The organism is Elioraea tepida, assembly GCF_019203965.1.
Classification (GTDB): domain Bacteria; phylum Pseudomonadota; class Alphaproteobacteria; order Acetobacterales; family Acetobacteraceae; genus Elioraea_A; species Elioraea_A tepida.
Genome location: NZ_CP076448.1, coordinates 1922724 through 1943703, shown reverse-complemented (window position 1 = coordinate 1943703; position 20980 = coordinate 1922724). Strand labels below are relative to the sequence as shown.

At 70.4% G+C, this 20980-nt stretch carries 18 protein-coding genes and 1 pseudogene; 9 read left to right on the top strand and 10 right to left on the bottom strand.

Annotated features, from left to right (window positions below; translation table 11 throughout):
* Window positions 1–5: 5 nt before the first annotated feature.
* The 5 genes from cas10 to KO353_RS09330 all read right to left on the bottom strand — a co-directional run bounded on the left by cas10 (window position 6) and on the right by KO353_RS09330 (window position 7386).
* Window positions 6–2516, bottom strand: a complete 2511-nt coding sequence (gene cas10, locus KO353_RS09350; RefSeq protein WP_218284395.1) for a type III-A CRISPR-associated protein Cas10/Csm1 — start codon at window positions 2514–2516, stop codon at window positions 6–8.
* The gene (gene csm6, locus KO353_RS09345; RefSeq protein WP_218284393.1) at window positions 2513–3619 is read right to left on the bottom strand and encodes a CRISPR-associated ring nuclease Csm6; all 1107 of its coding nucleotides are present in this window, start codon (window positions 3617–3619) and stop codon (window positions 2513–2515) included. The genes cas10 and csm6 overlap by 4 nt, the downstream gene beginning before the upstream one ends.
* Window positions 3609–4505 carry a CRISPR system precrRNA processing endoribonuclease RAMP protein Cas6 gene (cas6, locus tag KO353_RS09340; RefSeq protein WP_218284392.1) on the bottom strand — a complete coding sequence of 299 codons (897 nt, stop codon included), beginning with the start codon at window positions 4503–4505 and terminating at the stop codon, window positions 3609–3611. Before cas6 ends, csm6 begins: the two co-directional genes overlap by 11 nt.
* A 153-nt stretch (window positions 4506–4658) precedes the next feature.
* Window positions 4659–6509: a transglycosylase domain-containing protein gene (locus KO353_RS09335; RefSeq protein WP_218284390.1), complete on the bottom strand. Its 1851-nt coding sequence runs from the start codon at window positions 6507–6509 to the stop codon at window positions 4659–4661.
* Window positions 6510–6642: 133 nt separating this feature from the next.
* Window positions 6643–7386: a CBS domain-containing protein gene (locus KO353_RS09330; RefSeq protein ID WP_235691777.1), complete on the bottom strand. Its 744-nt coding sequence runs from the start codon at window positions 7384–7386 to the stop codon at window positions 6643–6645.
* 163 nt (window positions 7387–7549) lie between these two features.
* Between KO353_RS09330 and KO353_RS09325 the strand changes: the two genes are divergently transcribed.
* Genes KO353_RS09325 through KO353_RS09315 form a run of 3 tightly spaced genes read left to right on the top strand, consistent with a single transcriptional unit; the run spans window position 7550 to window position 11549 of the window.
* A complete protein-coding gene (locus KO353_RS09325) occupies window positions 7550–8551 on the top strand; it encodes a TAXI family TRAP transporter solute-binding subunit (RefSeq protein WP_218284389.1) in 1002 nt (333 codons plus the stop codon).
* A 58-nt stretch (window positions 8552–8609) separates the two neighbouring features.
* Window positions 8610–10643, top strand: coding sequence for a TRAP transporter permease (locus tag KO353_RS09320; RefSeq protein WP_218284388.1), 2034 nt, complete (start codon window positions 8610–8612; stop codon window positions 10641–10643).
* Between the two features lie 21 nt (window positions 10644–10664).
* Entirely contained in the window at window positions 10665–11549 is an 885-nt protein-coding gene (locus tag KO353_RS09315; protein WP_218284387.1) for an MBL fold metallo-hydrolase, read from the top strand.
* Here KO353_RS09315 and KO353_RS09310 read toward each other — a convergent pair.
* On the bottom strand, window positions 11513–12136 hold the full coding sequence (locus KO353_RS09310; protein ID WP_218284386.1) for an NUDIX hydrolase: 624 nt from the start codon (window positions 12134–12136) through the stop codon (window positions 11513–11515). The genes KO353_RS09315 and KO353_RS09310 overlap by 37 nt on opposite strands.
* A gap of 98 nt (window positions 12137–12234) precedes the next feature.
* Between KO353_RS09310 and KO353_RS09305 the strand changes: the two genes are divergently transcribed.
* From KO353_RS09305 to KO353_RS09280, 6 genes and pseudogenes are all read left to right on the top strand, one after another.
* Window positions 12235–13389: an efflux RND transporter periplasmic adaptor subunit gene (locus KO353_RS09305; RefSeq protein WP_218284385.1), complete on the top strand. Its 1155-nt coding sequence runs from the start codon at window positions 12235–12237 to the stop codon at window positions 13387–13389.
* Complete coding sequence (locus tag KO353_RS09300; protein WP_218284384.1) at window positions 13386–14519, top strand: ABC transporter permease; 1134 nt, start codon at window positions 13386–13388, stop codon at window positions 14517–14519. The genes KO353_RS09305 and KO353_RS09300 overlap by 4 nt, the downstream gene beginning before the upstream one ends.
* A 25-nt stretch (window positions 14520–14544) precedes the next feature.
* Window positions 14545–15216, top strand: a pseudogene (locus KO353_RS09295) (ABC transporter ATP-binding protein).
* A gap of 66 nt (window positions 15217–15282) precedes the next feature.
* A complete protein-coding gene (locus tag KO353_RS09290) occupies window positions 15283–16266 on the top strand; it encodes a YncE family protein (protein WP_218284383.1) in 984 nt (327 codons plus the stop codon).
* On the top strand, window positions 16253–17017 hold the full coding sequence (locus KO353_RS09285) for a polysaccharide deacetylase family protein (protein WP_218284382.1): 765 nt from the start codon (window positions 16253–16255) through the stop codon (window positions 17015–17017). Before KO353_RS09290 ends, KO353_RS09285 begins: the two co-directional genes overlap by 14 nt.
* An 8-nt stretch (window positions 17018–17025) precedes the next feature.
* Window positions 17026–17985, top strand: a complete 960-nt coding sequence (locus tag KO353_RS09280; protein WP_218284381.1) for a sterol desaturase family protein — start codon at window positions 17026–17028, stop codon at window positions 17983–17985.
* Here KO353_RS09280 and KO353_RS09275 read toward each other — a convergent pair.
* The 4 genes from KO353_RS09275 to KO353_RS09260 form a co-directional block, all read right to left on the bottom strand.
* The gene (locus KO353_RS09275) at window positions 17982–18716 is read right to left on the bottom strand and encodes an FkbM family methyltransferase (protein ID WP_218284380.1); all 735 of its coding nucleotides are present in this window, start codon (window positions 18714–18716) and stop codon (window positions 17982–17984) included. The two genes, KO353_RS09280 and KO353_RS09275, sit on opposite strands and share 4 nt — an antisense overlap.
* Before the next feature lie 112 nt (window positions 18717–18828).
* Entirely contained in the window at window positions 18829–19947 is a 1119-nt protein-coding gene (ccmI, locus tag KO353_RS09270) for a c-type cytochrome biogenesis protein CcmI (RefSeq protein WP_218284379.1), read from the bottom strand.
* Window positions 19944–20408 (bottom strand): cytochrome c-type biogenesis protein, encoded by a 465-nt coding sequence (locus KO353_RS09265; RefSeq protein ID WP_218284378.1) that lies wholly within the window; start codon window positions 20406–20408, stop codon window positions 19944–19946. Before KO353_RS09265 ends, ccmI begins: the two co-directional genes overlap by 4 nt.
* On the bottom strand, window positions 20408–20980 hold the full coding sequence (locus tag KO353_RS09260) for a DsbE family thiol:disulfide interchange protein (protein ID WP_218284377.1): 573 nt from the start codon (window positions 20978–20980) through the stop codon (window positions 20408–20410). The genes KO353_RS09265 and KO353_RS09260 overlap by 1 nt, the downstream gene beginning before the upstream one ends.

Genomic DNA, 20980 nt, shown 5'->3' with positions numbered 1-20980 from the left:
TCCTCTCACCGGTTGCGCCACAGCGCGATGGTCATTGCGATCTCGGTGTCTGCCTCGACCGCGACGCCTGGGGGCGGAACGGCCCGGTCGAGCAGCTGCGCGAGCTCCTCGCGCGCCTCCCTCTTCGCCCGGTCGAGGAAACGCGCGCGCTGGTAGCCCCAGCGGGCCGCCCAGGCCCGATCACCGCTCCGTTCCGAATCAGTTCCGACGCGGTCGCGCATCGCGGCAAACCCGCGCATGCGGTGCAGGAAGGTCGGCGGCAGGCTTTCATCCCGCAGCGCGGAATCGAGCGCCTCCGCAAGCACGAGCGTCGCCTTCGCCTCCGCCCAGGACAGGGCGCGTCCGAACAGGCCAAGCCGGTTCCGCCCTGCGTCCTTCGCCCCCTCGAGCATCTCCTCTGCCTCGGCCGCGGCGAGAGCGATCGGGTGCTGCGGATGCACGAAGGCGATCCCTGCGGAGAGGGAGAGATTCGGGTTGCCGCCGGCGAAGGCTGAGAAATCCTCCCGCAGCTCGAGCGCGAGCGGAAGCGCGTGCCGCCAGGGTGTGACGAGCAGCAGGTCGTCGCCCCCGGCGTAGACGGTGTAGGTCGCGGGGAAGGCACGCTCGAGCAGGGCGGGCAGGCGCCGGGCGAAATAGCCGTCGATCAGACGGGAGAGCTGAGCGGTTCGCGCAGGCGACCGATCCTCGCCAAGGCCTCGGGTGAAGATCTGCCCCAGGCGATCGACATCCGCCTTGAGGATGCCGAGCAGCGCCCGCCCGCGGAACCCTCCGTGCTCATCCTCCTCGAGGGCTTCCGCGGCGATGTGCGCGAAGGTCATCAAGTCTCCGGCCTCGGGGGGCGCCTCGAGCGTCCCGCGCGCGTCGAGCCCGAGCGCGCGGTAGCGCGGCGCCTCGGGGTCGTCGATGAGCGGCACATATGCCTTCGGCCGCGGCAAGGCGCTTCCGGCGTCGCCCTTGACGTCGAAGGTGACCGTCCGTTTCGCCTCCGCCCCGCGCGCCAGCCACGGCACAAGGGCAAACCCGAACGGCATCGGGACGGTTTCGGCCGCGGCATCCTCGCCGTCCATCGCCGCATGGTCGACCAAAGCGAAGCCCTGCACCTTCGGCAAGCGTTGGCCGAAGCGATAGGCGGCGTCGCAGACAACGCAGCGGCTCGCGCCATCGAGCGCGGTTTGCACCACCGCAGGCCTCACCCCACAGGTCACGCAGGCTCCGTCTGCGCCGAAGGGGGCGGCGATCACGCCGGTGCCGACGAAGTCCGGCCCGCCGCTGCGCCAGCCCTGGAACGGGCGGTGCTTCGCCTCCTCGAGCCGTGCCGCGAGCCCGGCACGCACCGCGGGGAAACCGCGGCCACGCTCCTCGAAAACGGTCGCCGGGAACGGCTCGCTCGCGGCCAGATTGAGCGCGAGGTCTCCCTGCCAGTGCGCGATCATCCAGCGGTCGAGCTCCGCTCGGGCGTCCTCGAGTCGGGCCTCGAGGTCGGCGGTCGCGGCGACCAGGAGTTCCGCCTTGCCGCCCGCGGAGATCAGAACGCTCGCCGCAGGCGCGCCGAGGCGTTCGCGCACCGCCTGCACGGCCGAGGCGACGAGTTCCGCGATCAGGAAGGAGCGCGCGCGCAACACCCGCGCAGCACCCGAGGATCCGGCAAGCCGGAACAGGGCGGACTGGATCCCCGAAAGATCGAGCGCGACCAGCCGGAACTTCGGCTGTCTGCGGTTCCTGATGCTCGCCTCCGCCCAGTCTCCGGCGGCGGCATGGAAGGCAGCGAGCGCCGACCCGATCGCCGCGACCGCGAGCGCATGGTCGTGCAGCGACACGTCCGGCTGATCCACCGTCGAGGACGGGACGGCCCAGAGGAGCCGTTCCGAGAGCGCGATCAGCGACTGCTCGAAACGGTACGCCGGGAGCCCCTCGCGGAGCGCGAAGCCCTGCCAGCCCTCGCACCAGGCATCCCAGAGACGGCGCAGTCGTTCCGCCTGCCCGCCCGGTTGCGGCGATGTCGGCAGGAGCGACGCGGCTGTGAGCGGCTCGGCAGCGTGTCGAAACGCCTGCGCCGGCGGAGCGCCGAGCCCGAGGTCGAGCCGCGGCACGAGCGCCACGAGTTCGGCCTCGCGGAAGCCGGCACGCCCCGTCGCCGCTGCTTCCGCCTCCTCGTCGCGCTTCTTGCGCTCGAGCCCCGAGGCAAGACGGTCGGCCTCCGCCACGATCCAGTCCTCCGCGCAGGCCGGCTTGTGGTGGCGTATCGCCGCGCCGCGCAGCCGCTCGAGATCGAGCCCGTCAGGCCAATGCGCCGGCACCGTCTCGAAGAAGAAATCGGTCCAGAGCGCATGGCGGTGGGTGTAGCGACCGTGTTCGCCGCTCGGGAGTAGCGCGGCCTCAAGACCCTGGAAGTCCTGGCCACGATAGGCATCGCGCAAGGCGGTCTCGTCCGGGTGCGCGCGCTGGGCGAGCTTGCCGAGGTCGTGCAGAAGCCCTGCAAGCGCTGCCTCGCGCGGGGTAAGGGGTCGAGCGGTCACGGTGCCTCCGGAATGATGCGGATCGCCTCCGCCGGCAGAGCGAGCCGATAGCCCGTGAACGGGCGTCGCCCCTCCGCCCGAATCCGGTACGGTTCGCCCTCGGGCCCGAGCAGGTCGCGGATCAGCCGATTGAGGCGTGAGACCTTCTCGGCCAGGACCTCCCGCCGCAGCCCATCTGCGACGCCACGTCTGACGGCACGGCAGGCTTCGTGATCGGCCGAGCCGCAGAGGCGTGTGACCGCGGCGAGGCACTCGGCGGCAAGCGCCTTCGCGCCAGCGAGTTTGTGCGGGCAGATCACCGCTCCCTCGCCGCGTCGCGCCCGTTCCGCAAACCACACGAGGATACCGAACAGCGAGGGCTTGAGCCGGCACGACGTCATGCCAAAGCGCGCCGTCATGGTCGTCGTGTCGAGCTCGAGACGAGGTGGAGCGAGTGCGGTCTGCGCGGCCGCGATCGCCTCCGCATAGCCCGACCCGACAGACTCGGGACGCCACTGGCCGCGCAGCCGGACGAACGGAACCTCGGCGAGCACGACGTGCGCCTCCGCCGTGTCGAGCACGCCGCCGTCCTCAAGCGGCAAGCGACGTGGAGGCTCGGGCGGGAAGAAGAAATCGTCCCGCCCCTGGAACCGCTCCTCCACAAGCACATGCGACAGCTCGTCGCGCTCGCGCCCGAACAGGGACAGCGCGATGGCAGCGAGGCACCCCATCGTCTTGCGCCCGCCGGCGATCGAGACGTGGAGGGGGATCGCGGGATCGGCGGTGGCGGCGCGGATCGCGGCCGTGATCGAGTCTGCCGCCGCGCGGTTGTCCTCTGCGCGTGCGATGTCATCGAGGGGCCGGCCCGTCCGGTCGCGCATCACGCGGATCTCCGGTGCGGGCAGGGCGACGCCAAGCTGTCGCGACAGCGCCGTCAATGCGCTCGGCAACAAGCGGGTCGCCTTCGCCGCGCCGGCCCGCGTGGTCAAGAGCATGATCTCGCTCGGCAGGGCAGGCGGCGTCCGCTGCGCCAGCGCCCAGATCGTCTCCGTCACCACCTGCGGCGACAGGCCGGTGATCACGAGCAGCCGCAGGGGCGGCGTGAGCGTCGTTTCACTCGGCATGGAGCTCGATCCGTCCGAAGCCCATCGAGGCCCCCTTCCCGACATGGAGGAGGGAGGCGAGCCGGAACCAGGGCCAGAGCTCTGGAGAGGGCGCGAGGTCGAGCCACGCCTCGCCGACGATGCCACCGAGCTGCATCTTCGTGTCCTGACGCGAGCTAAACCGCGTCGTCTCGAGCCAGCCGAAGCGTGCGTCGCGCCAGGCGAGCAGACGCGCCAGCTCGCGCAGCTGGGAGAGGTCGCGCTCTGGCTCGACGAGGCCGAGCAGCCGCGCCCGGCGCAGCGTCGCCTCGAGGATATGTGCCGGGGTGAGGCTTCGGCCGGTGACGAGATCCCCCCGAAGCCGTAGGCGCAGCGGAGTCGCAAGCCGCAGCCGGACGGTGCGCGGCGCCGATGGTGGTTCGCTCGGGTCTTGGTTGACCTCGATGCTGCCAGAGGGACCGCCCAGAGTGATCGGCTCGGCGGCGCTGGCAGAGAGGCAGGCGAAGGGGACACGCTGGCGTGCCAGCCCGCGCGCCGCCGCATCGACAAGCGCCTGGGCGACGTAGGGCGCGGCGCGCGCCGCCCCGCCGATCAGCGTGAGCCGCACAGCGAAGGGCTCGCCTGCGCGTATCCACCCCCCCGGCGGCGTCGGCTGCGGAGCAAGGATGTAGGGCCTTGGCGTCTCGTGCTCGGGATCGTCGCCGAAGAAGCCCGGGAAGAGGCAAACGCCCGAAAGCGGGCAGCCCGCGCAGGGCCGAAGCCGCATCACACAGAGAAGCCGCTTCAGCGCGAACCCAAACGCGCCGCGCCAGGCCGAGCCGGAATAGGGCTGAAGGCGGATGTCGCGCTCGGGCGCGAAGCGGAAATCAAAGCTTTGGAGGATCGAGGCAAGCGGATGCGAAGCCATGGCACGAACAATGATGCAAAGCCTGCACGATCCGCACAGCCCTGACAATGTTGTCGCGCGATGCGGCGGCGCGGGCTTGGCCGCGGGCGGCCACCTCGCGGTCCGGGCCGCGGCTGTCGGCACGCCAGACCTGTTCCGGCAACGCCGACAGCGTCACCGAACCGATGCGGCGACCTCGCGGAAGATACGACCCGGCAACGACCCGCCGGTGACGCCGCGCATCGGCGCGTTGTCGTCATTGCCCACCCAGACGCCGATCACCACCGGCCCCTCCGAGTCATCGACCCAGCCGAGGAACCAGGCGTCGCGGAAATCCGAGGTCGTGCCGGTCTTGCCCGCCACCACGCGCCCGGGCAGGGCGGCGGCGCGGCCGGTGCCACGGGAAACCACCTCGCGCAGCATCGCAGCCATCGCCGCGGCGTGCTCGGGAGCGATCACAGGCACCGCCCCGCCTTGGCGACGCCACACCGTCACGCCGTCCGCCTCGGCCGAGACCACACCATGCGGCACCACGAGCCGCCCCCCGTTAGCGAAGGTCGCGTAGGCGACGGCGAGCTCGAGCAGCCCGGCCGACCCAGAGCCGAGCGCGGCGGTGGCATCGCGCGGGATCTCGCCGGTCAAGCCTGCACGCCGTGCCGCCGCGGTCACGCGCGGCAGCCCCACCTGCAACGCCAGCCGAACCGCGACCGTGTTGAGCGACTGGGCGAGCGCCTCCGCGAGCGTCACAGGGCCTCGGTATCGCCCGTCAATGTTCTCCGGCCGCCAGGAGCCGATGGTGAGAGGGGCATCCTCCACCACCGTCTCGGGGGTGAGCCCCGCCTCGAGAGCGGCGAGCCAGATGAAGGGCTTGAACGCCGAGCCCGGCTGGCGTTCGGCAGCCACGGCCCGGTTGAACCCGCCTGCAGAACCATCCCGCTCGCCGACCATCGCAAGCACCGCCCCGGTCGCGGCGCGCACGGCCACCACCGCCCCCTGGCCCGCGCCGAGCCTCGCCCCCTCGCCCGCGAGCACCGCGCCGAGGGCGCGCTCTGCCGCCGCCTGCAGGCGAGGGTCGAGCGTGGTGCGCAGCGTGACCGCCCCGCCGGCGCTCTCGATCGGGCCGAGACGCGATTCGGCCCAGGACGCAAAGGCGTTACGCCCGCGCGGCGGGGCGGCGGCGAAGCCGCGCGCGGCCTCCGCCTTGGCGCGCGCCGCTTCGGCCTCGGTGAGCCAGCCGGCGGCGACCATGTTGTCGATCGCCTCTCTCCCGCGTGCGATCGCGGCCTCGGGATTGACGCGCGGGTTGAGACGCGAGGGCGCCTTCGGCAGCCCGGCGAGCACCGCCGCCTGCCAGACCGTGAGCGCGCGCGCCGGCACGCCGAAATAGGCCCGTGCCGCGGCGTCGATCCCGTATGTTCCGGCTCCGAGATAAGTTCGGTTGAGCCAGATCGCAAGAATCTCGTCCTTGGTGAACCGGCGTTCGAGCCAGAGCGCAAGCAGAGCCTCCTGCCCCTTGCGGCGAAGGCTCCGCTCGGGCGTGAGGAACAGGTTCTTCGCCACCTGCTGGGTGATGGTCGAGCCGCCCTGGACCACGCGCCCGGCGGCGAGGTTCGCCACCGCCGCGCGGGCGAGCGCGATCGGGTCGAGGCCGAAATGATGGTAGAATCGTCTGTCCTCGGTGGCGAGCACCGCCGCGACCACGTGGCGCGGGAGATCGCGCGGCATCACCGTCTCGCCATAGAGGTCGCCGCTGTGGGCGACCACGCCTCCGGCAGCGTCGAGCAGGGTGATCGAGGGGCGGCGCGTGGCGGCGAGAGCGGTCTCCGGCCGCGGCAGGTCCCAGACAAGCCAGACGACCAGCGCCGCGCCGAGAATGCCGCTCCAGAGCAGGGCGAGAACGGCGAGGCGAAGCGCCCGGTATCGCCTCGGCCGCGGCGCGGCGGCCGCGCGCCTGCGCCCGCGCTCGCCGCCGGACGTGACCGCGATCGGGCTGCGTACCCGCGCTTTCGCTTTTGCCCTCGCCATGCGCCCCCCGCTAGCGCACAGCGCCCGGTTCGGGGAAGCGCGCGGCCCGCGCGCGCGTCATCGGGGGCAGGAGGCCGATCCCGCCCGCCGGCTCAGACGCCTGTTTTCAGGCCTCGATGCTGCCGAGCCTCGATCAGGAATAGACGTAGAGCGGCCCGACCACGAGATGGTCCTTGACACCCTTCACGCCGGCGATGTTCTCCGCGAGCACGCGCAGGGCCCGACGATACTCGTCCGACCCGCAATAGCCGTAGAACTCGACGATGCCGTCCTTCACCACCACGGTGGTGTAGAAGGTGCTCGCCCAGGGCTGCTTCTTCATCTCGTTCATCACGGCCCGGTAGATCCCCTCATCCGAGGTGTCGGCCGGCGTTGTGGTCGGCGGCGAGACGAGGGCGCGGAGCAGGTCGGCGCGGCTGACGATCCCAACCAGCCTGCCGTCACGGACGACGATGACACGCCGTATGTTCGACTTCTCGAGAAGCTCGGCGATCTCGCCGACCGGGGTGTCCTCCGTCACCGTCACGAGGTTGGTGGTCATGATGTCGGCTGCCGTGCGGCCGTGGCTCTTCGCATACTGCTCGGCCATCCGCGTCGGGTCGGCGAACAGGCTGCGGAAGAAGCCGGGGGTCTCCTCCTCGCGGCCGGCGACCTGGCGCATCAGGTCACCCTCCGAGACGATGCCGAGCACCTTGCGGTCGGCATCCGTCACCGGAACGGCGCTGATGTGCCGTTCGGCGAGCAGGCGCGCGACCCCCATCACCGGCGTGTTGGGCGCCACCGTCACCACGTCCGGCGTCATCACGTCGCGTGCCTTCATGAGCATCCCCTCCTTGATCCGTCGCGTATGCTGGCTGCCGAAGCATACAGCCGCCATCACGACTGTCACCGGGCCATGAGAACGCCCCCCCATCCTACGCTCCTTGATGTGCGTCAACCTCAGGGTGTTTGCCTCGCCGCCGGGCGCTGCGTATGGTCATGGCGATAGCGGCCGGCGCCCTCGCCCATGGCGCGCCGGCGGACAAGGGAGGACGGAAGGGATGAGCACTCGGATCAGGCGGCGCGCCCTGCTCGCAGGCGGGGCCGGGTTTGCGACGGCAGGTCTCGGACTGACCCAGCTCGGCGCGCCGGCGATCGCGCAAGGGGCGCAGCAGCTTGCTATCGCCACCGGAACGACGGGCGGCGTCTACTATCCGCTCGGCGGCGGCATGGCCGCGATCTTCAGCCGGGTCATTCCGGGCATGAGTGCGACCGTCGAGGTCACCGGTGGGTCGGTGGCCAATCTCCAGCTGCTCGGCGCCGGGCGGGTGGGCATGATCCTCACCCAGGTCGACGCGGCGGTGGATGCCGTCAATGGCCGTGACCGCTTCGCCAACCGCCCGGTGCCGGCACGCGCCATCCTCGTGATGTACACCAACCGGATGCAGGTGGTGACGGTCGCCTCGACCGGGATCACGAAGATGACCGATCTCAGGGGCAGGCGGGTCTCCACCGGCGCGCCGGGCAGCGCCACCGAGGTGATGGCGTTCCGGCTGATCGAGGCGGTGGGGCTTGATCGCGACCGCGACTTCCGCTCGCGCGAGCGGCTCTCGCCGGCCGAAAGCACGAACGCGATCAAGGACGGCAAGCTCGACGCTTATTTCTTCGTCTCCGGCGTGCCCGCCTCGGCGATCACCGACCTCGCCGCCACGCCGGGCCAGCAGATCAGGCTGATCGACCACGCGGAGTACGTCCCGGCGATCGTCGCGAAATACGGCCCCGTCTACTTCGCTGAGGAGATCCCGGCCGGCACCTACCCTGGCCAGACAACACCGAACAAGCAGATGTCGGTCGCCAACATCATCGCCGTGCGCGAGGACATGCCTGACGCGTTGGTGACCCAGCTTCTTGCGGCGATCTGGGACAATCTCCCCGAGCTCCATCGGGTGCATGCCGAGGCGCGCAACTTCAAGCTCGAGAACCAGAAGACGGCCGCGGCCGGTATTCCCTGGCACAGGGCGGCGGAGGCGTTCTGGAAGGCGCGCGGCGCGACCCTCGGCTGACGGGCGAGGGCGGGGTGGCCACCCACCGCCCCGCCCGCTTCGCACCCCCCTTCTCCGCATGACCAGAGAGGACCATCACCTGCCGCCCGAGGCGGCGCCGCTCGACGACCGGACGGCCGCCAAGGTCGAGGAGCTGATCGAGCAGGAAGAGGGAGCGCAGAACCGCTTCCGCGGTCCACTCGCCCTTGTCGCGACGATCGCCGCCGTGGCGACGAGCCTCTTCCACCTCTACGCCGCGATCGACATCGTCCCGACGATGTATCTGCGCTACCTTCATGTCGGGTGCGTGCTCGTCCTCACCTTCTTGATGTTTCCGGCTGCGCGCCGGTTCCGGCACCGGCTGATGCCGTGGGACGTGGCGCTGATCGCCGCCTCGCTCTACGTGCTCTACTATCTCGTCGCAGGCGGCGACGAGCTGACAGACCGCTACATCTTCCCCGAGCCAATGGACCTCTGGGTCGGCTGGGCGCTGATCCTTCTCGTGCTCGAGGCGACGCGCCGGACGACGGGCTGGATCATGCCCGCGATCGCGATCGCCTTCATGCTCTACGCCTTCTTCGGCAACCACCTGCCGCCGCCCTGGACGCACCGCGGCTATGACGACGTCCGCCTGATCCCGCACCTGACGATCACGCTCGACGGAATCTTCGGCACCGCGGTCGATGTCTCCTCGACCCTGATCATCCTCTTCACCATCTTCGGCGCGGTGCTGCAGGTGACGGGCGCGGGGCGGTTCTTCGTCGACTTCTCCTTCGCTCTGATGGGCGGGCGCGCCTCGAGCGCGGGGCGAACGGTGGTGCTCGCCTCCTTCCTCCTCGGCGGCCCCTCGGGCTCGGGTGTCGCCACCACCGTCACGCTTGGCTCGGTCGCCTGGCCGATGATGCGTCGCGTCGGCTATGCCCCGGCCGATGCGGGCGGGCTGCTCGCCGCTGGCGGGCTCGGCGCGATCATCTCCCCGCCCGTGCTCGGCGCAGCCGCCTTCCTGATCGCCGAGTTCCTCAAGATCTCCTACCTGCAAGTGATCGAGATGGCGGTGATCCCCACCGTCCTCTACTACGCCTCGCTTCTGTTCATGGTGGAGCTTGACGAGCGCGCGATCGGCGTGCGCGACAGCGGCGAGACGGCGATGGTGGAGACGGCCGGGGCCTTGTTGCGCAAGTACTGGTTCCACCTCACCTCGCTCGTCTCGATCGTCGCCTTCCTCCTGTGGGGCTATTCGGCGACGCTCTCGGTCGTCTATGCCTCGGCCGTCGCGGCGGTGCTGTCGTGGCTCAGGCGCGAGTGCGCAATGACGCCCCGCAAGCTCGTCGCCGCGCTCGAGGGCGGAGCGGTGCAGGTGCTGAACGTCGCCGCCACCTGCGCCTCGGCCGGGATCATCGTCGGCGTCGTCACGCTCACCGGTCTCGGGCTCAAGTTCTCCGAGATCGCGATCCGTTACGCCGGCGGGTCTTTGACGCTGACTGCGATCTACACCGGGCTGATCGTGTGGGTGATCGGCCTCGCGGTGCCAGTCACCGCCTCCTACATCATCTCGGCGGTGATCGCCGCTCCGGCCCTGATCAAACTCGGCGTGCCCGATTTCGCCGCGCACATGTTCATCTTCTATTACGCTGTTCTGTCGGAGGTCTCGCCGCCGACCGCGCTCTCGCCCTTCGCCGCGGCCGCCATCACCGGCGCCGGCCCCTATCGAACCACGCTGATGGCCTGGAAGTACACGCTTCCCGCCTTCGTCCTGCCCTTCGTGTTCGTGACCGACCCGCTCGGGGTCGGGCTTCTGTTGCAGCGCGCGCCGGGCATGAGCTGGGGCGATGTGGCGTGGATCACGCTGCTCGCGACCCTCGGCCTCGGCCTGCTCGCCGCCGCCGCGCAAGGGATGGGGCTTCGCCGCATGGCGGGATGGGAACGCTGGGCCACCGCCCTTGCCGGAACGCTGCTCGTTTTCCCCTCGGCGATCGACGGGCTGGTCGAGTGGGCGAGCGGGGTCGCCATTCCGGCGCCGCACTGGGCCGGGCTCGCGCTCGGCGCGGCAATGCTCGCCTGGCAGGGCGTGGGGCTGCGCGCGCGGCCGAAGCCGGGCCAGCGACGCGGCTGACCGGCGCGGAGGGATGAGCTTATGTCGTCCCCCCCGGTTCTGACCGAACCGGTTCCGCCCCACGGTGTGGTGATCCCGGCGCATCCGCTCGTGCGCCGCGTGGTCGCGCGCAACCCCGGGCCGATGACCTGCCACGGCACCTCGAGCTGGATCGTCGGCCACGGCCGTGTGGCCGTGATCGACCCAGGCCCGGACGATGACGCGCACCGACGCGCCCTGCTCGAGGCGCTCGCCGGCGAGACGGTGACGCATGTGCTCCTCACCCACGGCCACACCGACCACGCCGGCGGTGCGGCCGCCTTCGCGCAAGCGGTCGGCGCCGCCACGTACGGCTTCGCCCGGCCGCGGGCAGGAGAGCGCGCCGGGTCCGGCGGTGCGCGCGGGTCGTTCCCGCCGGATGTGCCGCTCGAGGACGGCGCGGTGATCGAGGGGCCAGGCTGGCGGCTCGAGGCGCTCCACACGCCCGGCCACGCCTCCGATCATCTCTGCTTCGCGCTCGCCGGCGAGCGCATCCTGTTCTCGGGCGACCATGTGATGGGCTGGTCGACCTCCGTCGTGTCACCGCCCGATGGCGACATGGCGGCCTACATGGCCTCGCTGCGACGCCTGCTCGCGCGCGACGACGCGCTTCTGCTTCCCGGCCACGGCCCAGCCGTGACGGAACCGAGACGACATATCGCGGCGCTGCTTGCGCATCGGCTCGCCCGCGAGGCGGCCGTGCTCGAGGCCGTGCGCGAGGGCCTCGCCACCCCAGCGTCGATCGTGCTGCGCCTCTATCCCGGCCTCGCTGCGCCGCTTGTTCGCCCCGCCGAGGGCTCGGTGCTCGCCCACCTCCTCAAGCTCGAGGCGGAAGGCTTGCTCGCACGCGATCAGGGCGGTTCCGATACTTTCCGGCTTGCGAACTGACCGGGCGGTTCGCGCCGCAGAAGGCCAGCGCGGTGCCGCCAGCATCCCGGCACATGGACGGCCCGCTGAGCCGGATCGAGCGCAAGCCAAGCCACGAGCTCGTCGAGCACCACCCGCGTCGGCTGCGCAAGATCGAGCGCGAACGCCTCCTCGAGCGGGACCCAGCGCAGGAGCTCGAGCTCGCCCGAGCCGCCGAGCGTGCCCGAGAAGGCCTCGGCCGGAGCGACCAGGAAGCGCGCGTCGAAGCGTATCGGCATCCAGGGCGGGGTGACGAGCCGGCAGAGATAGGCGAGCGGCACGTCCGCGCCGGCCACGAGCCCCGTCTCCTCCCTCGTTTCGCGCAGGGCGGTGGCGGCGAAGCCCGCAGGCAGGCCGGGCACCACAGGGGCGGGGGCGCTGCGGTCGCGCGCATCGACGCGCCCGCCGGGAAAGACGAGCGCGCGCGGCATGAACCGGTGTTGGGCTGAGCGTTGCCCCATCAGAACGGAGACAGCCCCTCCCTCGTGCCGCACGAGCACAAGGCTTGCCGCATCGCTCGGGCGGACGGGGCGTTTGCGCGTGAGCCGGGTCGCGTCGCAGTCAGGCATCAGCCAAGCGTGGCCGCGCGGCCGCGCCCCCGCAAGCCCGAGGCGCGGTTGCGGCAGCGCAAGGCGGCCGCGCCGGCACCGCGGCAGGAAACGCCGCCATGCGACTCTCCCTCCGCCTCGTCCTGGCCCTCGCCGCCCTCCTCAATGCGGCGGGGTTCGTCTCCTGGCGCTCCCTCCGTCCCGTGCCCGTGCCTGTCGCTCCCATCGAGCGCGATGTCCCCGTGCGGGTGTTCGGCCTCGGCACGATCGAGGCGCAGGTCCTTTCGCGGATCGGCTTCGATGTCGGCGGCACGCTTCGGAGCGTGCACGTGGACCATGGCGACCGAGTCGCCGAAGGCGACCTCCTCGCCGAGCTCTCGGAGTCGACCCAGAGAGCGCGGGTGGCGCGCGCCGAAGCGGCGGTGATGAGCGCGGAAGCTGCCGCACAGCGCGCCGAGGCAGCGCGCGAACGGGCGGAGGCGTTGCTCGCCCAGAAGCAGGCGGCGGCGCAGCGCCGGCGCGAGCTCGCCGCGCGCGGCTCGGGAAGCATCGAGGCGGCCGAGCAGGCGGAGACGGAGGTGGCGATGGCGTTCGCCAACCTCGCGGTGAACCGGGCCGATGCCGCGGTGGCGCTCGCGGTCATGGCGGATGCGCGGGCGAACCTGCTCGCCGAGCGGACCACGCTCGCCAAGCACCGGCTTGTCGCCCCCTTCGCCGGCGTGGTGGTGGCGCGGCATCGCGAGCCGGGCGCCCCCCTCAACCCCGGCGAGGCGGTGTTCACCCTCGTCGCGCCGGAGACGATCTGGGCGCTTGCCCATGTCGATGAGGGGCGGGCCGGAGGCATTCAGCTCGGCCAGCCGGCAGTGGTTCGGATGCGCAGCCGGCCGGGCGAGCCGATCCCGGCAGAGGTCGTGCGGATCGGCCTCGAGAGCGACAGGGTGACGGAGGAGCGGCGCGTCTTGCTCCGCTGCCGCGCCTGCCCGGACCAGGTGTTCCTCGGCGAGCAGATCGAAGCGGAGATCGAGATCGGCAGGCTTCCGGCAGCCAAGCTCGTTCCGGAGGCGGCGGCGGAAGGGTTCGACGGCGCCACCGCGCGTGTCTGGGTGATCGAAGAGGGGCGGCTCGCCCGCCGCGAGGTTCGGGTGGTCGCGCGCACGCTCGATGCGCGGCTTGCGCTCGCGCCGGATGCCGCAGGCGGGTTTCCGATCGTCACCGCCACCGGCCCCGGACTCGCACCCGGCCGGCGGGTCGTTCCGGCCGGGCCCGCGCGATGAACCTCGCTCTGCGCGACATACGCCACCGGCTCGGCCGCTTCCTGATCACCTGCCTCGGGGTCGGGCTCCTGCTCGGGGTGGCGCTCGCGATGGTCGGCATCTCCCAGGGCGTGGTGGCCGAGGCGCTCGCCCTCACGCGCAGCCTGCGCGCCGAGCTCTGGGTGGTGGAGGCGGGAACGCGCGGTCCCTTCGCCGAGGCGAGGCGAATCCCCGGTGATGTGCGCGAGATGGTCGCGCGCGTGCCGGGGGTGTCGGCGGCCGGGTCGATCACGCTGCGCACGGCGGAGATGGCAGCGCCGGGGCGGATCATTCGCGCCCAGGTGATGGGCTATGAGCCGGGGCGGCCGGGCTGGCCCTCGAACATCTCGGCCGGGCGAGGGCTTGGCGGCGCGCGCCACGAGCTCGTCGCCGACGAGCGCGCCGGGCTCGGGCTCGGCGCCACCGTCCTGATGGGCCAGGACCGCTACCGGACTGTGGGGCTGACGCGCGGCCTCGTCGCCTCGGGCGGGGATCCGCTCGTGTTCATCCACCTCCGCGACAGCCAGGAGCTGCAGTTCAAGCTCTCGCCGCCGGCGGCACGCCGCGCCGCTGCGTCGGGCGCAGGCCAGGGAAGCACCGACACGGTGAACGCCGTGATCGCCCGCCTGCATCCGGGAGCGGACGCGAGGGAAGTTGCCGAAACGATCCGCCGCTGGAAGCATCTCTCCGCGCTGACGGACGCCGAGCAGTCGGAGCTCTTGACGCGCTCGGTGGCCAATCGCGCGCGGGTGCAGCTCGGCATGTTCACGGTGGTGCTTCTGTTCGTCACCGGCGTCATCATCGCGCTGATCATCTACACGATGACGATGGACAAGCTGCGCGAGATCGCCACGCTCAAGCTGATCGGCGCACCCGACCGCACGATCGCCGGGCTCGTGCTGCAGCAGGCGCTGCTGCTCGGCCTTGCCGGCTTCGCCGCCGGTCTCGCCCTGATCTTCGCGGTGCGGGACCGTTTCCCGCGCACCGTCGCCCTCGGCCCCGAAGAGATCGGCGTTATGCTCGCTGTCGTCGTGACGATCTGCGCCCTGGAAAGCCTCGTCTCGATCCGCGCGGCGCTGAAGATCGACGCCCAGGCGGCCCTCGGTGGCTGAGGCTCCGCTCATCCGCCTCGAGGGCATGTGCAAGCGGTTCGGCAGCGGCGAGACGGCGGTGCGCGCGCTCGATGGCGTGACGCTCTCGGTGTTCCCGGGCGAAGTGGTCGGCCTGCGCGGCCCCTCGGGCAGCGGCAAGTCCACCCTGCTCAACGTGGTGGCCTGCATCACCCCGCCCGACGAGGGAACGCTCTCGCTCGATGACGGCCCGGTGTGGGCGGACGGGCGCTATCTCGTGGCCGACCTCTGAGCGCTGCGTCGGAAGAGGATCGGCTTCATTTTCCAGTTCCACAACCTCCTGCCGTTCCTCGATGCGACCGACACTGTCGCGCTCGCGATGACGCTTGGCGGGGCCGATCTCGCGTCGGCGCGGGCGCGGGCCCGGGGGCTTCTCGACGTCCTCGGCGTCGGGCGCCGGGCCGCGGCCATGCCGGCGCGACTCTCGGGAGGCGAGGCGCAGCGCGTGGCGATCGCCCGTGCGCTCGCCAACGACCCGCCGATCATTCTCGCCGACGAGCCGACCGCAGCGCTCGACAGCGAGCGGGCCAGGTCGGTGATGGACCTGTTGCGTCGGGTGGCGCGCGAGCGTCGAGCGGCCGTCCTCGTCGTCACCCACGACGAGAAGATCTTCGGCCTGTTCGACCGGTTGGTGGCGTTGCGTGACGGCCGGATCGAAGCGGTGGCGACGGCGGCCTGAGCGGAGGGGCGTTGCCCGACGCGGCGCCGATCTGCTAGAGGCTTCGAGCCGGCAATGGAGACCAGGATGGAGAGAAGAGCCTTTCTCGGGGCGCTTGCGGCCTCTGCTGCGCTTCCGGCCGCTGCGGGCGCGAGGCAGGGCCTGCCGACCGGCCCCCTCTCCGAACGCCCAGGCCGCGTGTTCGTGCTCAACAGCCGCGACGCCACCATCTCCGTGCTCGACTCCGTGACGGGAGCGGAACGAGCCAGGGTGCCGACGCTGCGCGAGCCGCACCACCTCGTCTACACGCCGGACCGGCGCGAGATCATCGTCGGCGACAGTGCGGGAAACGAGTTCCAGTTCCTCGACCCCGACACCGCCGCCGTCACCCGCAGGCTACGGATCTCCAACCCCTACCACCTCCTGTTCAGCCCCGACCGGACCATGCTCACGGTCGCTTCGCTGCGGCGCGACCAGATCGACATCTATTCGGCCGGGAATTTCGAGCTCCGCCATCGCCTGTCGGTTCCCGACATGCCGAGCCACATCGCCTGGAGCCCCGACAGCCGCGTCACCTATGTCACGCTCCAGGGCAACAACCGTGTCGCGGCAGTGGAGGCGGCGACGGGACGTCTCCTCTGGACGCAGCCGACGGGGAAGACTCCCGCCGGAATCGTTTTCTCCGCCCGCCACGGGCTGATCGTCGCCAACATGGGCGAGGACAATGTCACGATCCAGTCGCCCGAGGACGGGCGAATCCTGCGCGCGGTGCGGACGGCCGCCGGCGCGCACAACATCTTCCCCTCGCCGGATGGGCTGTTCCTCTACGTGACCAACCGGGTCGCCGGCACAATCACCGCGCTGGAGGCCGAGACGCTCGCCGCCGTGCGCAGCTTCCGCGCTCCGGGCGCCCCCGACTGCCTCGACTTCTCCCCCGACGGGCGGCAGGCCTGGTTCACCCAGCGCGTCGCCAACCGTGTCGGCGTGCTCGATCTCGAAACGGGCGCGCTGATCGCCAACCTGCCCGTCGGGCGGAGCCCGCACGGCATCCTGTTCCATGCTCTCGCGTAGGGCGCTCGGCGCCGCCGCCCTTGCCGCGCTCGCGCCCACCTCCGCCGCCGCCTCCGCGTGCCGGCGGACCGTGTATCTCACGATCGACACGGGCTGGATGGACACGGCTGAGCTGATCGCGGAGGTGATGGCGCGGCACGGGGTGAGGGCCACGCTGTTCATCGCCGACGAGCGCACCTTTCGCGGCGACACCTCTCTTTCCGACTCCTGGGCGCCGTTCTGGCGCGCCCGCGTGGCCGAGGGCCATGCCTTCGGCAGCCACACGCTTCGCCACTGGTATTTCCGCGGCGACGAGGGGGAGCGGGTGCGCTACGTCGCATGGGGAGAGCGCGCGGGGACGCTGCTCGACCGCCCGGCCTTCTGCGCCGAACTCCGCGCGCCGGAGGAGAGGCTTCGCGCCATGACCGGCCGCGGCCTCGACCCGATCTGGCGCGCCCCGGGCGGGCGGACCACGCCGAACGCGCTCCGCTTCGCCGAAGCCTGCGGCTTCAGCCATGTCGGCTGGACGGCGAACGGCTTCCTCGGCGACGAGCTGCCGTCGGATCGTTATCCGAACGATCGTCTGCTTGAGCGCGCGCTCGCCACGATCCGCGACGGCGAGGTTCTGATGATGCATTGGGGGATACGTTCGCGGCAGCAGAAATTCGCCGAGGTGTTCGAGGCGCTGATCCTCGGCCTCAAGGAGCGCGGCTTCTGCTTCGCGACGCTGACCGCCCCGCCGCCGCGTCTGCTCGCCGAGGCGCGGCGATGATCGGCGCCATGGGTGACGCGATCGGCAACGCTTGGGTCGACCTCAAGGTCTGGCTGTTCGAGCGCCTGATCCTGCCGGGCCTCTATGCCGCCGGGCTGATGCAGTGGGAGGAGGCCGCCTTCAAGTGGCTCGACTTCGCTCTCCTCGGTGCCGCGACCGTGCTCGTCTCCTTTCTCGTCTGCCGCCCGCTCGAGGCCGCGCTTCCGGTCGAGCGCTGGGAGGGAGACCGCTCGAGCGTGCGCACCGACGTCACCTACACGCTCCTCAATCGCCTCGGCATCGTTCCGCTCTTCGCCTTCGTCGCGCTGCAGCCGCTCGAGGTGGCCTGGGACGCTCTGCTTGCGAACCTCGGCCTGATCCCGCCGACGCTCGAGACCCTCGTCCCGCCCTTGCGCGATTGGCCGGTCGTCACCTTCCTGCTCTACGTTGTCATCCTCGACTTCTCGGAATACTGGCGGCACCGGTTCCAGCATCGCTTCGAATGGTGGTGGGCGCTGCACTCGCTGCATCATGCGCAGCGGCAGATGACGTTCTGGACCGATGACCGAAACCACCTGCTCGACGATCTCATCGCCGGGTTCTGGTTCGCGGGCGTGGCGGTTCTGATCGGCGTGCCGCCCGGCCAGTTCCCGCTTCTGGTGTTGCTCGTGCGGGTGATGGAGAGCCTTTCGCATGCGAATGTGCGGCTCGATTTCGGGCCGCTCGGCCGGGTGGTGGTGAGCCCGCATTTCCATCGCCTGCACCATGCGCTTGACCATGACGAGGGCATCGGCGCGCGGGCGCACGGGGTGAATTTCGGCGTCCTGTTGCCAGTGTGGGATATCCTGTTCGGAACCGCCCGCTTCGGCGGCGCCTATCCGGCGACCGGTGATCGTTCGGGGTCCGAACGTCTTGCCACCGGCTCGTGGTTGGGCACGCAGGTCGAGGGCGCGAAGCGGCTCATCCGCACGCTCGCGGGGCGCGGTTAGTCCAGGCCTGCCCGATAAGCCAGCATATCCAGATCAGAGATGGTAACTTTATATCCATTGTCTAATAATATCTCGCACATTTCCTCTTTTTCTGATCTGGAGAGATGAGCGTGTTCTGCCAAAACAATGACCGGTTTGATTTGTGAAAAGTCTAAAGTCTTCAAAATCTTTAGATCATATCCCTCTGTGTCGATTTTCAATACATCGACTCGGTCGACCTGATGGCTTTCCAACAATGTCGGAATGGTGATGACTTTGACTGTTTCCTCGCGGATATGCTGCTCAATATCCCTAAAAATTGGCTTGTGAGCAAGTAAAACAGATCTCTCAAACGAGCTCAAAAAAGACATTTTGAAAGATTTTGGTGCCGACTGATCGACAGTGTAGATCACCTGAGAGCCATCCCTCTCGCCGATCGCCGCGTTCACCAAACTAACGCCAGAAAAATGGCCCAGGTTTTCTTGGAGCTTTTGAAAGACAAATGAAATCGGCTCAACCATGATGCCCTTCCAGCCGTGGTCTCGAATGAATGGATACACAGGTTCACGAGTCATGCCGTCATTAGCACCTATGCTGATGAAAAAGATATCCTTCTGCTTGAGCATAAAGTGCGCCGCGACATGCTGAAAATGCAGTTCCAGATGCCGATGCCAATCGGCCAGAAGCTTCGGCGGATACCATCGAAGACGATAGCCGAACCGCGCCAGCAGCTCGTTCGCCAGTCGCTTCATTCTCGGCCTCCCTCAGCGATGCAAACGCAACCAAACCGTGGAACGCGCGCGCATCCATCGCCCGGAACATCGCGACATCGTTGCTCTTGTAAGGGAAAAGAGGCTGCCGCCGCTAGCCGCCTCTCCCCTGCGCCATCTTCTCGGCCACGACGCGGGGGTCGTCGGGCAGCAGCGCGGCGGCACGGTCGAGCGCCTGGCGCGCCTCCATCCCTCGGCCGAGGATGCGATAGGCGCGCGCGAGCCTCAGCCACCCCTCCGCATCGTTCGGCTCGGCGCGCAGCCGTTCCGCAAGACGCTCGACCATCGCGGCGATCATCGCCTCGCGCTGTTCGGGAGGCAGCTCGGCGGCCGCCGCCATCTGCTCCGCCGTCGGCCCGGGTGCGGCGCCGGCGCGCAGCCGCCGTTCCGCATCGGCGATCCGTTCGGCGACAATCGCCCGCACCGCCGACCCCTCCGGAGCGGCCGCCTCGATCGCCCGGAAGCTCTCGAGCGCGGCGCGCGCGTCTCCGCGCTCGAGTGTGCCGACAGCGAGGTAGAAGCGCGTGCGGAGATCGGCGGGCTCGGCCGTGGCGGCGCGGCGCAGCAGCGCCATCGCCTCGTCGGTGACGCTGCCGTCGGCGGCCATCGCCAGCGTCTCGGCAAGGTCGGTCGCAAGCGCCGGCTCGAATCGAATCGCAAGGGCGCGTCGATAGGCGCCGATCGCGGCAGCGAGATTGCCGCGCCGGCGCTCCACACCCGCGAGAAGCACCCAGCCGCGACGCGCCTCCTCGCTGTCATGCGGCAGGCTGTTGATACGCTCCCGCACCTGGGCGATCAGGGCCTCGGCTTCCGCGTTCTCGGCCGCCCGCTGGGCCTGAACCTCGGCGAAGGGGAAGCCGGGCATCTCAGGCGTGCCGCGCGGCAGGTAGAGCAGAAGCGCAAGACTCGGCAGAGCCACCGCCGCGGCCGCGATGAGCCAGCGCCCCGAGGGCGACGCAGGCGTCGTTTCGGCGGGAACCTCGCCCACGGCGAGAAGCCGGCGCTGCACCTCGAGCATGGCGTCGCGATGCTCGGTCTCCGAGAGCCTTCCCTCTGCCTTCTCGCGGTCGAGCTCGGCGAGCTGGGCGCGGTAGAGCGCCGCATCATGCGCGGCGCGCGGCGCATAGCCGCGAACCCCCTTGAGGCTCGGCCAGAGCACGGCGAGCACGGCAGCGAAGGTCGCGACCCCGAGGGCGATCCAGGTCGAGATCATTCCGCCTGAAGCCGCGCAAGCCGCGCGCGCTCCTCCTCCGTCAGCTCAGGCGGCGGGACGAGCGCGCGTCGGCGCCGGTAGAAGGCGGCGACCGCAAACAGGCCCGCCGCGAGCGCCACCACCGGAGACGCCCAGAGCGCGATGGTCGACGCCTTGAGAGGCGGGGTGAGGCGCACATAGTCGCCATAGCGTTCGGTGATGAAGGCGATCACCTGTTCGTTCGTATCGCCGGCGGCGACACGCTCGCGCACGATCCGGCGCAGGTCGCGCGCAAGCCCCGCGTTGCTGTCGTCGATCGACTGGTTCTGGCAGACGAGGCAGCGCAGCTCCCGCCCGATCTCTCGCGCGCGCGCTTCTTGGGCCGGGTCGGGCAGCATCTCGCGCGGATCGACGATCGCCGAGGCAGGCCCGCCGGCGAGAACGGCCCCGAGCAGCAAGAGCGAGGCCGCGCGCGCGCGCATCAGGCGAGCGACCGGAGCAGGGGCCGAAGCTGTTCGGCGTCGATCTCGGGCGTGATCGGGCCGGCCATGCGCCAGCGAATGATGCCACGCCGGTCGATCACGTAGGTCTCCGGCACGCCATAGACGCCCCAGTCGACCGCTACGCGCCCGGTGAGGTCGATGCCGATCCGCGCGAAGGGGTCGCCGTGGCGTCGGAGCCAGGCGGTCGCGCCGGGGTCGGTCTGCGTGCCGGTGTGATAGTTGATGCCGAAGACGGGCACGCCCTCGGCGGCAAGCTTCATCAGCTGCGGGTGCTCGACGAGGCAGGGCACGCACCAGGACGCCCAAAAGTTGACGAGGACCGGTCGAAGCGACGCCGCCTCGAGGATGTCGCGGCTTGAGAGGCCCGGCTTGTTCCAGTTCGGCAGAGGCCCGAGCTCGAAGCTCGGCACCGGCCGGCCGATCAGGGCGGAGGGAACCCCGCGTGGGTCGAAACTGCCGCGGCGCATGCCAGAGAGCATGGCGTAGAACCCGCCCGCAGCGGCGAGGGTCGCAGCCGCGGGAAGCGCGAACATGAGCTGCCGCCGGGTCAT